The following is a 12,049-nucleotide window of genomic DNA, read 5'->3' on the forward strand; positions in this document are numbered from 1 at the left end:
CGGGCCGTTTATAGCCATTGCTTATGGACCCACTGGGCATACTGGGGTGTGGATTCGGGTCCGCCGCAGCGTGAGGTCGCCTGCTTCGTGCGGGTGGCCGAGCACCTGAGCTTCTCCCGCGCGGCGGCTGCGCTGGGCATGACCCAGCCGGCGGTCAGCCAGGCGGTCGCCCGGCTCGAACGCACGCTGGGCCTGCGCCTATTCGACCGGACCAGCCGCGAGGTGGCGCTATCCGACGCGGGCAAGGTGCTCCTGCCGTTCGCGGAGGCGATGCTGGAACACGCTGCCGCGTTCGCCACCGAGGCGGCCCGGCTCGCCGAGCCGCTCGGGCGTCCCATCAGGCTGGCTTATTGCCCGCTCGTCGGCGCGCTCGCCGCCCGGGTGGTGCGGCGGCTGGCGGACCGGTCGCCGGCGATAGACGTGGAGCTGCGGCGGGCGGGCTGGGGCGCCGCGACCGTCGACCTCGCGCAGGGCGGTGCCGCGGCGGCGTTCATGACCACGCCTTTCCCCACCGGGGCGGCGATGACCGCACGTTTCCACGTACCGGTGACGCACGTGGCCGTGCCGGCGCGGAGCCGGCTGGCGACGGCGACCCGACTCGGGCTGGAGCAGTTGCCGGCGGTGCTGCTGCCGCGCCAGCGGCCGCCGGGCAGCGTGTGGCACGCGCTGGCGCCCCGCCTGCGCTCGCCCGCCGTCGTGGCCGATCTTGACGACCTGCCGGCGGCGCTCGACCTTGTCGCCGCCGGACGCGGCCTGCTGGCCGCGCCGCACCTGCTCGTCGAGACGGTACGCCGGCCGGACGTGCACTTCATCCCGATCGAGTCCGGTGACCTGCGGATGACGTACGGGCTGGTGTGGGCGCCGGAACGCGCGTCGGCGGAGCTTATGGCCCTCGTCCAGGCGGCCCGCCAGATCCTGCGCGTGCCGTGACGCTTTGGGCATTTGCCCGACTTTTCCTGCGACACTGACACCTATGGATCTGCAACAGCTGCAATCGGTGCAGGAGTTCGTGGTCCGGCAGAGCGTACGCATGTCGGAGAACCGGTACGAGGTGCACGCGGTCGGGCCGGACGGGTCCGAGGGTGGCGTGGTCGCGTTCACCGAGCAGAAGCGCGCGGACTACAAGCGCGGCGCGGTGCTCTACACCGACGAGAGCGGGCAGCAGCCGGTGCTGAGCTTCCAGGCGAGCGGCTCGGTGTACGCGGTGACCGACGCGGGCGGCGCGGTGCTGGGTGAGTTCCGCAAGGCGTCCGGCCGGACCGCGTGGGTGGTGGAGCAGCCCGGGCTGCCGCCGGTCACCGGCAAGGAGACCAGCCCGACCGTGTCCACGCTGCGCAAGTTCAGCGGCGACCTCTTCTGGCTGCCGTACCGGTTCGAGTTCGCCGGTGGGCGCGGTGTCGAGGCGTTCACGGTCGCGAAGAGCTGGAGCGTGCGGGACAAGTTCACGATCACGGTGTCCGACTCGCAGTGGGACCGCCGGCTGGTCATCGCCGTGGCGGTAGCGGTGGACGCGATCGCCAACCGGTGATCCTCTGAACGCGTTAGTTGGCACGTCCAACTATTGACAGTCATCTGTCGCCTGTGTGAATCTCTGCCACGGAGCCGGCGGAAGCCTGGGCAGCTTCCTTGACGACGTTCGCGCGCGTCCCTTGTGGACGCATCGCGCGGCGTCGCTTTGCCTCAGGTAAACGCTTGCTTCCTGCTAGGAGCACACACATGCGAAGAAGCATTGCCGGCGCCCTCACCTCGGTCCTCGCCGCCGGCGTGGTGGCGGTCGTGACCCAGGTGGCCGTGAGCACCTCGACGCCCGCGTCGGCCGCCGCCTCCGACCCGTACAACTGGAAGAACGTGCGGATCGACGGCGGCGGGTTCGTGCCGGGCATCATCTTCAACCCGACCGAGCGCAACCTCATCTACTCCCGGACCGACATCGGCGGCGCGTACCGCTGGGACCAGACCAACCAGTCGTGGATCCCCCTGCTCGACTGGGTGGGCTGGGATCGGTGGGGATACAACGGCGTGGTCAGCCTCGCCACCGACCCGGTGCAGACAAACCGCGTGTACGTGGCGGCGGGTATGTACACGAACGACTGGGACCCCAACAACGGCGCGATCCTGCGCTCCTCCGACAAGGGCAACACGTGGCAGACCACCGCGCTGCCCTTCAAGCTCGGCGGCAACATGCCCGGCCGGGGCATGGGCGAGCGGCTGGCCGTCGACCCCAACCGCAACAGCGTCCTGTACCTCGGCGCGCCCAGCGGCAACGGCCTGTGGCGCAGCACCGACTTCGGCGCGACCTGGTCGAAGGTCACCAACTTCCCGAACGCCGGCAACTACGTGCAGTCGCCGGGTGACGCGTACCTCGGCGACAACCAGGGCATCGTCTGGGTGACGTTCGACAAGCGGTCGGGTACGTCCGGCAACGCCACGCAGACCATCTACGTGGGCGTCGCGGACAAGCAGAACACCGTGTACCGCACGACCAACGGCGGCACGACCTGGGAGCGGATCGCCGGACAGCCGACCGGGTACATCGCACACAAGGGCGTCCTGGACACCACGGGCGGCTTCCTCTACCTCGCGACGAGCGACACCGGCGGCCCGTACGACGGCGGCAAGGGCGACGTGTGGAAGTACAACACCGCCACCGGCGCCTGGACCCAGATCAGCCCGATCCCGTCGAGCAGTGCCGACGACTACTTCGGGTACAGCGGTCTCACGATCGACCGCACCAACCCGAACACCATCATGGTCGCCACCCAGATCTCCTGGTGGCCGGATGCGATCTTCTTCCGCAGTACCGACGGCGGCGCGACCTGGACCCGGATCTGGGACTGGACCTCGTACCCCAACCGGTCCAAGCGGTACACGATGGACATTACGTCTGTCCCGTGGCTCTCCCTCGGCGCAAACCCCCAGCCGCCCGAGGAGACGCCCAAGCTCGGCTGGATGAACGAGTCCGTCGAGATCGACCCGTTCGACGGCAACCGCTTCATGTACGGCACCGGCGCCACGATCTACGGCGCCACCAACCTCAAGAACTGGGACACCGGCGGTACCGTCACGATCCGGCCCATGGTGCGCGGGCTGGAGGAGACGGCGGTACTGGACCTGGTCAGCCCGCCGTCGGGGGCCAGCCTGATCAGCGGGCTCGGTGACATCGGCGGCTTCCGGCACACCAACCTGGACGCCGTACCGCCGATGATGTTCCAGCAGCCGTACTTCACCAGCACGACGAGCCTCGACTACGCCGAGACGAACCCGAGCGTCATGGTGCGGTCCGGCAACTTCACCGACTCCGACCGCCCGAACGACAGCCACGTCGCGTTCTCCACGGACGGCGGGGCCAACTGGTTCCAGGGCACCGAGCCGGGCGGGATCAACTCCGGCGGTACGGTGGCGGCGGCGGCCAACGGCAGCCGGTTCGTGTGGGCGCCGGGTGACGCCGGCATCCAGGTGCACTACTCGGTTGGGTATGGCAACAGTTGGTCCGCCGCGCAGGGCATCCCGGCGAACGCGGTGGTCGAGGCCGACCGGGTCAACCCGAGCAAGTTCTACGGCGTCAGCAACGGCACCTTCTACGTCAGCACGAACGGCGGTCAGTCGTTCACGGCGGCGGCCACCGGGCTGCCCACGACCGGCGTGAAGTTCAAGGCGGTGCCGGGGCGCGAGGGCGACATCTGGCTGGCCGGGAGCACCGGTCTCTTCCGGTCGACCAACTCGGGGGCCAGCTTCACGAAGATCGCCAACGTCACCGAGGCGGTCAACGTCGCGTTCGGGCGGGCCGCGCCGGGGCAGTCGTACCAGGCGCTCTTCCTGGTCGGCACCGTGGACGGGGTCAAGGGCGTCTATCGGTCGGACAACACGGCCGGCACCTGGGTGCGGATCAACGACAACGCCCACCAGTACGGCAACATGGGCGAGGCGCTCGCCGGCGACCCGCGCATCTACGGGCGGGTGTACCTGGGCACCAACGGCCGGGGCATCCTCTACGCCGACCGCACCGGCGGCACCCCGACTACGCCACCAACCACTCCTCCGACGACACCTCCTACAACCCCGCCCACCACGCCACCGACAACTCCGCCGACGACACCCCCTACTTCTGGGCCGCCGGTCGGGAGCGGCTGTGCCGTGACGTACACGATCACCGGCCAGTGGGGTGGTGGCTTCCAGGGTGACGTTCGGATCCAGAACACCGGCAGCCAGGCGGTCAACGGCTGGACGTTGGTGTGGTCGTTCGCGAACGGCCAGCAGGTCTCGCAGATCTGGGGCGCCACACGGACCCAGAGCGGCGCCACGGTGACCGCGCGAAACGAGGCGTGGAACGGCGCCATCGCGCCCAACGCGGCCGTGACGTTCGGCTTCATCGCCAGCTGGACGGGGACCAACGCCCGGCCGACGGCCTTCACATTGAACGGCTCACCCTGCTCGGTGAGCTGAGCGTTTTCTGTCCGACCCCGGGGCTGGCGCTGGCCGGCCCCGGGTTAGACCAAAGTTGACTGTTTCGCGACCTGGGATTGACGCGCGTGCGCCCGGCTACTGGGCAGGCTGAGCGCATGAGCGGGAGCCGGGAGGCTACGGACCTTGGCCACGACGGTGGCCGAGCGCCGAGCGGCGGAGCGGGGGTAGGCACGGTGGATGCTGTGTACCGGCGGAACGAGACGGTGGTCTCGGAGCCGGCTTGGGCGATGGGCTTGATGTGGCTGGGCCTGCCGCTCGCCGGCGCCGGACTCGGGTGGCTGTTGCAGGCCCTCGCCGGTTGGCTTGCCGAGCTGCCGTGGGTGCCGTTCAAGGGGCCGGTCGAGCTGATCGCCTCGGTGGCCGACAACGAGCCGGTGGCCACGATCGTCAGCCTCGCGATCGGCGGGGTGGCGGGTCTTGTGCTGGCGTTCATCGGTGCGATGGAGGCGCTCGTCGTACGGATCACCGACGGGGACGTCACCCTCCGCCGGGGTGACAGCACGAGCATGGTCAACCGCAGCGCGGTACAGACGGTCTTCATCGACGGCAAGCAGCTCGTGCTGCTCGGGCGGGAGGCCGAGGAGCTGGCCCGGGAGGGCTTCGAGCTCGGCGCCGACCGGCTGCGGGACGGCTTCCTCGCGCACGGGTACCCGTGGGCGGCGGCCGGTGACCCGTACCGTGACAAGTTCCGCCGGTGGGTGCCGGAGGATCCGGAGCTGCCGGGCAGCGCGGACGCGCTGCTGAAGGCGCGCGGCAAGGCGCTGGAGAAGGGGAACAAGACCGACATCACAGAGCTTCGGGCCGAACTCGCCAAACTTGGCGTCGTCGTGCGCGAGGAGGAGAAGCGGCAGTACTGGCGGCGTACCCACCCGACCAGTGATTGAGCAGGGGGTATCCGCTTTGGGGTGGCTGGGCTAGCCTGTGGCCCGTGACCGCCACGGGGGAGTGGCGGCGCCGCCGCTGTTGCCGCCGCGGCCGCGTCGCTATCGCACGTTCTCCAGCGCTGCCGTCGAGACAGTCGCCGTGCTCGGGTCCGCCGTGCGGCTGCTGTGGCGGCACTGGCCGGTGCTCTTCGCGCTCTACTTCGCGGGGGCGGCGGCGAAGGCGTTCATCCTGATCGGCGCGGTGCAGGCGAGCAAGCTCAGCGGCGTGCTCGGCGCGATGATCATTGTTCTCGGCCCGGTCGCCACGCTGATCTCGCTGGTCCTGATGCTTCGCGTGGTGCGCCCGTCGCTCCCCTGGCTGGCCGCCGCGACCGCCGACCCGCAGCCGGACGAGTCAGGTGCGGCGCCCCGCCGTCCGCCCACGCTGATGGACCACCTGGCCAGCGCACTCATCCCATTCCTCGCGGTGTACGCCTCGTGGGGTTACCTCCAAGCGGACTTCTCCGGCTACGTCTACGAGGTGTGGGAGGACACGTCCTTCAACGACCCGCGGGTCTTCGACGACCCGAGCGTGATCGGCCGGGAGCTCGATCAGCGGCTGCCGTACGACACGTCGTTCACGCTTATCGCGGTGATCGTTGTGGCAGTGGTGCTGCGCTGGCTGCTCAACACTTTCCGCGCCAGCCACCGGTGGCCTGTGCTGAGCATTCTCGGGGCGTACCTCGAGGTCATCTGGATCATCGTCTCGCTCGCCGCGCTCAACCAGGTCCGCGACCCGGTGACAGGCTGGCTGCTCGACCGCAAGGTGGTGCAGTGGCTGCTTGATCTCTGGAGCGCGTTCGTCGAGGCGTTGGGCCCGTTCACCGCCATCGTGCGCCGTGCGGGCGAGTGGCTGGTGGGTGCGATCGCGTCAGCCGACAGCGTGATCGTGGTGCCGCTGGCCTGGCTCGCCGTCGGCGCCGTCGTGTACGGGCACAGGCTCGCGCCGCCCGCCCCGTCCACCTCCGAGCTGTTGCAGCGGGCCAGCAAGCGGTGGAATGCGCTGCCCAAGCCGATGCGCGCGGTGGGCGCCAGCGTGACCTCCGACGTGCGCGAGCGGTTCACGCCGCTGGTGCACGGGCTGCGCACGCTCGCGCGAGCGGGCTTGGCGCCGATGCTGTTCTTCTGCATCTCGTTCCTGGTGGCACAGACCGCGACCGACTGGCTGTGGGAGGCGGAGCGCTTCCTGATTGGCCCGCGCGACCTGGAGGAGGTGTGGATTCCGCTGTCCGGGCCGATCACGCTCTTCAACGACGCGGTGGGTGTGGTGCTGCTGGCCACTCTGCTTGCGGCGGCGGTCGACCGGGTGCTGCGGCTACAGCCCGCGCCCACCGCCGACTCCGCTTCCGAGGCCGCTCCGGAAGAGGGCGCTCAGGATGTGACCAGCCGGGCGTAGCGAGGGTGGTGCAGGCCGCTGCTGATGCGTACAGCAGCCGGTTGGGCTGAGTCCGGCGTCACGAAGTACATCTCCACCTGCCACGGTGACGGCGCCTCGTCATCCTCCGGGGTGCACGAGGGGAGGGCGTACGGGCGCCCGACAACTCGGCAGGGTTGGTGCTGAAGAGGCGTCCCTCTGCGTCTTCGAGCGCGAGGTCGCACCCGATGATCGCCTCCTTGTCGGCCGCCTCGAACTCGACGGTGGCCTTCCACGCCTTGGTCTTGTCCGGTGGCTGGAAGGGCTCCCCGCCGTACGTCTTGAGGTCGGTCGCCGGCCCGAAGCTGACGAGCCGCATACGCGCGTCGGAGTACGAGATCCAGCCGCCCGCGCTAGGCAGGACCGCTTCGTGCGCGTACCGGTTGTATTGGTCGAGCGCGTCGTTGACGCTGGGCGCGAGGGCGAGCGCGAGCACCGGCAGGAGTGCGATGAGCCCCCAGCGGTTGCGCCGCCACCATCCCTTCGGCCGGGGCCCAGCCGGCACGGGTGGTTGCGCCAGCGGCGGCCCCGGCGGCGGAAACCCCTGCGTCGCCACCGGATGCCCAGGGAACGCACCGTGCGGAGGCACCATGAACGGACCTGGCTGCGGCCGCCCCTGAACCGGCGCGGCCGGCGCAGCCCCCATGGGCGCCGGCGCCTGCGGCGCGAATGCCTGCGGCACAGCCCCGGCTGCCTGTAGCGCACCTGGCCGGTCCGTCGCTGCTTGCGGCGCGAATGCCTGTGGTGCGGGTCCGGCTGCTTGTAGCGCATCTAGCCGGTCTGTCGCTGCCTGTGCCGCGAACGCCTGTGGCGCGGGTCCGGCTGTCTGTAGTGCACCTGGTCGGTCTGTCGCTGCTTGCGGCGCGAATGCCTGCGGCGCGGGTCCGGCTGCTTGCGGTGCCGCTGTCTGGAGCGTGGCTGGCCCGGGTGGTGGCGCCTGCGGTGTGAACGCCTGTGGCGCGGGTCGTGGCGCTTGCGGTGCGGCGGGCTGGGATGTTGTTGGCCGGGGCGCTGGTGCTTGGGGTGCGGTTGCCAGCGGCGTGGGTGCCTGGGCTGCGGGTGCTTGGACCGGGCTCCACGGCGAAGGCGTCTCCTGCGTGGCGCCCCAGGACGGCGGCGGCGTGGCGGCTGGCTGCGGCGGCACCATGGGCGTTGGCGGCGGCGAAAGCGACGGCGCTCGCGTGGGCTGTGCTGGAGTGGCGTTGGTGACCGGCGACTGCGGCGCCACGGTCGGAGGCAGTGCCTGCTGGTAGGGGCCCCCGTCCGAGTAGCCGTCTCCTTGGCCCTGAGGCGGGCGAGGCAAAGGGTTGAGCAGGACCGGCGGCTTGGGACCCAGCGGCGGCGCCGGCCGGTCAGCCGACCTCGGCTCGTCCGCCTGCGAACCCCACGAGCGCGCGCTGCGGTCCGCCACATGCGGGTGTGCCGCGGTATCCGCCTGGCTGGGGTCGACCCGGAAGGCGGCGGTGTCGGGCTCGACCGCCGGGATGACCGCCGTATCGGAGTCGAGTGCCTGCGGCGCCTCCTCCTGCTGCGGTGCCCAGGGGGAGTATGGCGGTGGTGGCTGCGTCACGACACCACCTCCGGCCGCTCTAGGATCACCGGGTCCTTCTGCGTGGCCCACTTGTCCACAGTGGCGGTGTCCACTTTGGGCAGCTCGATCTCGGCCATCGCATCCATCCGCTGGTCGATCAGCGGAGACGCCAGCCGCAGCCGCATCGACGTGGCGACATCACGCGGCACCTCGAACGCGATCTCCCCCTCCACCGCAATCCCCGGCTGGAAACTACGCGCCCCATCCGCGAGCTGCTGCGAGAACCGGTTGCTCACCAGAAACTCGCGACCCCGGTCGTCGATGAGCGCCGCGTACCCCAGAGCGGTGTCCTCTGTGGTGGCTGTGACCCGTACGCGGACGAGGATCCACACACCCCCGGTCTCGTAACCCTTGCTGCTTACGCCGAGCAGGCGCGCGCCGCGCACGCTGACGAGCTGCGCCTCGAAGGAGCGCGCCGAGACCGACTCACCGACCTGGCCGACCACGATGTAGGGGCGCTCACGGATGTCCGCGCGGTCCCCGTTGATGGGGCGCCAGTTGGCCACCACACCCCCACCGCCAGCGCCGCGACGAGCAACATGCCAACCCGCGCCCGCATACCAATCCGCTCAACCCGCCCCGGCGGCGCCCGATGACTCCGGATCTCCTCCCCAGCCACCGCTGCCACCGCACCAACGCCAGCCGTCCCGCCCCGCCCAGCCCCAACCTCCTGCGCCGGCTGCCCACCCTGCGCCGGCTGCCCGCCCTGCGCGGATGGCCCGCCCTGCGGTGGCAGCCCGCCCTGCGCGGACGAGGCTAGCCCGCCGGGCGGGATCGGATCGCTGGGTGCAATCGGCCCGCCTGTGGGGAACCCGCCGCCCGGAGGCAGCGCGCCTGGTGGGACAGCGCCGGGCGGAGGGATCGCGCCCGGAAAGGCAGTGCCGGGCGGAGGGATCGGGCTGCCGTTCGGGATAGGGGCTGCCGGGATCGCGCCTGAGGGGGTAGCGCCCTGCGAGAACGGACCGTGCGGGACGGCACCTGGCTGGCCAACCGCCCCGACGCCGCTACCCGGCTGCACCGGCTGGGGCCAACCGGCAACCTGCGGGCCAGCGGGTGCGGGCTGGCCGCCAGCCGGTGCGGGCACGGTGGGATCAGGCCACGAACCAGGCGGTGCCGGCGCCCAGGCGGCCTGCCATCCAGCGGGTGGAGGCGGTTGGGCGGGGTTGGGCCAGCCAGTGGGTGGTGGCGGCGCTGCTGCGGCGGGCCATCCTCCAGGCTGAGGTTGAGCCGGTCGGCCAGGACTCGGCCAGCCAGCCGGCGCTGAGGCGGCCCAACCGTTGGGCGGCGGCGGCACGGCGGGTCCGGACCCCGCGCCAGGCGGAATGGGACCGGGCCAGCCAGCGGGCGGCGGCACCGAGCCTGGCCCGCCGGCGGCCGCGGCCAAACTCGGCTGCCCACCAGAGGGCGGCGGCATGGGGCTCGGCCAGGCGGCGAGTGGCGGCGCGGGACCTGCCCAGGCAGCGGGCGGAGGAGCGGAGCTCGGCCCACCAGGGGCGGCGGTGCGGGATTCGGCCAGGCAGCGGGTGCCTGTGTGGGACCTGGCCAGCCAGTGGGTGGCGGGCCGGGACTTGGCGATCCGGCTTGCGGAGGCGGTGGCGCTGGGCTGGGCCAACCACCAGGCGGAGGCGGCGTCCCAGGGATAGGGCCACCGCCGGCCGGGGTGGCGCGTGTCCCGGCCAGCTCGCCTGGCCGGCAGGGCCGGCGGACCAGCCAGCGGGAGCAGGCGCCGGTGCAGGCCAGCCAGCTGGTGGGGGCGGCGCCGACGGGCTAGCGGGAACCGGCGGCGCTGGCCAGCCGGTGGGTGGAGGCGGTGCGGCTTGGTCGGCGGGCGGGGCGGTGCTTGCCAGGCAGTGGGTGGGGGCGGCGCTGATCGGGCCGCTGTAGCGGGCGGTGCTGGCCAGGCGGCGGGTGGGGCCGGGGCGGGCGAGGGCTGTGGCGGGGTGGGAGAGGGTGGGCCCGGCGGGGTGGGTGGCCAGCTGTTGGCGGGCTCGTCCTGGCCGGGTTGCTCGGGTGGGTTGGTCACTTGCCGCGCCTGTCTTCGATCGGCACGGTCAGCTCGGCGCGGGGCTCGAGGTCCAGCCAGGCCTTGTGGCCGGCCAGGGAATCGACGCGGTAGGTCTTCTTGTTGACCGTCACCGTCATCTCGGTGGGTACCGGCGCGGTGCTCTCCTGCTCCCAGAAGAAGGCGAGCTTCTCCGGCATGGCCGGCTGTAGGTAGCGGACCGGGACCCCGTCGCGGAGGGCGACGACGTACTGGGGCTCCAGGCGCTCTAGGTTTGGGGCTTTTACCAAGCCCTCTACGCCCGCGATGTCGATGATGTCGTCCGTGTCGTTGAGGCTCTCCGGGGCGGTCACCTCGACCGTGGCGAGCACGACCACCCAGCGGTTGGCGGGGTTTTCCAGGCTGATGCCGGGGAGGCCGTCACCGACCAGGCGGCCGCCGGTGACCGTTACATTCCAGGGCTCGCCCTCGCTGAGCTCATCGACCTTGACCGGTGGCAGCTCGGGCTTCTCGGCGTGCTCCAGGCCACCGAAGAGACCCGACGCCGCGAGTGCGGCGACGCCGGCGCTCAGGCCGAGCCATCGCAGTGGGATAGCGACAATACGGGCGCCGAGCCCTCTCGGACTCGCGCCCGGCCCCCGCCGACGCTAGACACGTTTCCGGAGCATAGGCGCAACCAGCCAGCCCGGCTAGGCCCGTCCCGCGTACGCCGGCGGGCCTCCGCAACGGGCGTCGCCGTCTATCTCTGCCGGCCCTGGGGATAGGGCCAACCGTTGGGTACGCAGCCGCCCATGCCCCAGATGTGCTGCTGCATGACGGCCGCCGGGCGCCCCTTGCCCGGGCAGGTCACATGGCTGTGGCCGAGGAAATGGCCCACCTCGTGGTTGACCACAAGATGCCGGTACATGTCGACATCGCCCTGGTACGCCGGGATTGCCAGCACCCACCGCTTCACGTTGATGACGACGTTCTCCCGGCCACGGCAGGAGACCTCGCCGCCGGTGTCAAGGCCGTAGCGGCCGCAGATCTCGTCGACGGTGTCGGGGCTGGCCAGCTTCACGACGAAGTCCACCGACCCGGCGGCCGGCCGCTGGAACGCCCACTGGCCACCTGCCGTCCACCCTCGCGGGTCGGCCAGGATGCGGTCCACCCACTCCGCGAACTCGCCCGGCTGCTGCTCCAGACCCCGCTCGACCTCGACGCGGTACCGCAACACGTGGCCGTTGCCGACGCGCTTGGCGCTGCCGGTCGCGCGCCGGAACGTTCCCTCGCCGTGCTGTGGGAACGTCGGCGGAGCCGGCGTGGGCGGCGGCGCCTGTGTCGACTCGACGGTGGTCGGGGGCGGGAGAGTCGAGGCCTCGGACCAGGTGGAAGGCGTACCAGATGATGAATTGTCGCGAATCGCGTAGCCGCCGGCGGCGAACATCAGCCCGCCCACGACGGCGCCCACGCCAACCACGACGTAGGCCAGCGCGCGGTTCTCACGCCGCACGCCGCTGCTCCTCCTCGGCGAGCGCCGCGGCGGCCCGACGCAGTGCGAGCGTCTCCCGGATCCGCCGGCGGGCGGCGCGCCGCCACCGTTCCTCCTGTTCGCGTCTCATGCGGGCACCGTACGGAGGCGGGTGTGAAGAAACATTGAAGAAGCCGTCCGGCTG

Annotated in this window: 11 protein-coding genes; 7 read left to right on the forward strand and 4 right to left on the reverse strand. The window is 71.4% G+C overall.

The genetic code is table 11. The features are described 5' to 3' along the window. The first annotated feature begins 48 nt into the window (after positions 1–48). The 5 genes from Pflav_RS34650 (at position 49) to Pflav_RS34670 (ending at position 6,783) form a co-directional block, all read left to right on the forward strand. On the forward strand, positions 49–930 hold the full coding sequence (locus Pflav_RS34650; RefSeq protein ID WP_173040937.1) for a LysR family transcriptional regulator: 882 nt from the start codon (positions 49–51) through the stop codon (positions 928–930). A gap of 43 nt (positions 931–973) precedes the next feature. Then, complete coding sequence (locus tag Pflav_RS34655) at positions 974–1,528, forward strand: hypothetical protein (protein WP_173040938.1); 555 nt, start codon at positions 974–976, stop codon at positions 1,526–1,528. Positions 1,529–1,716: 188 nt separating this feature from the next. Continuing rightward, positions 1,717–4,443: a cellulose binding domain-containing protein gene (locus Pflav_RS34660; RefSeq protein WP_173040939.1), complete on the forward strand. Its 2,727-nt coding sequence runs from the start codon at positions 1,717–1,719 to the stop codon at positions 4,441–4,443. Between the two features lie 194 nt (positions 4,444–4,637). Continuing rightward, complete coding sequence (locus Pflav_RS34665) at positions 4,638–5,348, forward strand: YqeB family protein (RefSeq protein WP_232072251.1); 711 nt, start codon at positions 4,638–4,640, stop codon at positions 5,346–5,348. Between the two features lie 139 nt (positions 5,349–5,487). After that, positions 5,488–6,783 carry a hypothetical protein gene (locus Pflav_RS34670; RefSeq protein WP_173040940.1) on the forward strand — a complete coding sequence of 432 codons (1,296 nt, stop codon included), beginning with the start codon at positions 5,488–5,490 and terminating at the stop codon, positions 6,781–6,783. Positions 6,784–6,841: 58 nt separating this feature from the next. Here the strand turns inward: Pflav_RS34670 and Pflav_RS34675 are convergent, their stop codons facing one another. After that, positions 6,842–7,393 carry a hypothetical protein gene (locus Pflav_RS34675; protein WP_173040941.1) on the reverse strand — a complete coding sequence of 184 codons (552 nt, stop codon included), beginning with the start codon at positions 7,391–7,393 and terminating at the stop codon, positions 6,842–6,844. A 974-nt stretch (positions 7,394–8,367) separates the two neighbouring features. Then, on the reverse strand, positions 8,368–8,898 hold the full coding sequence (locus Pflav_RS34680; RefSeq protein ID WP_173040942.1) for a DUF4352 domain-containing protein: 531 nt from the start codon (positions 8,896–8,898) through the stop codon (positions 8,368–8,370). A gap of 86 nt (positions 8,899–8,984) precedes the next feature. Between Pflav_RS34680 and Pflav_RS34685 the strand changes: the two genes are divergently transcribed. Both Pflav_RS34685 and Pflav_RS34690 read left to right on the forward strand, forming a co-directional pair. Continuing rightward, a complete protein-coding gene (locus tag Pflav_RS34685) occupies positions 8,985–9,152 on the forward strand; it encodes a hypothetical protein (protein ID WP_173040943.1) in 168 nt (55 codons plus the stop codon). A 562-nt stretch (positions 9,153–9,714) separates the two neighbouring features. Continuing rightward, the gene (locus Pflav_RS34690) at positions 9,715–10,035 is read left to right on the forward strand and encodes a hypothetical protein (RefSeq protein WP_173040944.1); all 321 of its coding nucleotides are present in this window, start codon (positions 9,715–9,717) and stop codon (positions 10,033–10,035) included. 376 nt (positions 10,036–10,411) lie between these two features. Here Pflav_RS34690 and Pflav_RS34695 read toward each other — a convergent pair whose 3' ends face one another. Together Pflav_RS34695 and Pflav_RS34700 are read right to left on the reverse strand one after the other, a co-directional pair. Next, positions 10,412–10,771 (reverse strand): hypothetical protein, encoded by a 360-nt coding sequence (locus Pflav_RS34695; RefSeq protein WP_232072253.1) that lies wholly within the window; start codon positions 10,769–10,771, stop codon positions 10,412–10,414. A 362-nt stretch (positions 10,772–11,133) separates the two neighbouring features. Further along, the gene (locus tag Pflav_RS34700) at positions 11,134–11,886 is read right to left on the reverse strand and encodes a DUF3152 domain-containing protein (RefSeq protein ID WP_197938812.1); all 753 of its coding nucleotides are present in this window, start codon (positions 11,884–11,886) and stop codon (positions 11,134–11,136) included. Positions 11,887–12,049 lie beyond the last annotated feature (163 nt).

The sequence above is a fragment of the Phytohabitans flavus genome (assembly GCF_011764545.1).
GTDB classification, from domain to species: domain Bacteria; phylum Actinomycetota; class Actinomycetes; order Mycobacteriales; family Micromonosporaceae; genus Phytohabitans; species Phytohabitans flavus.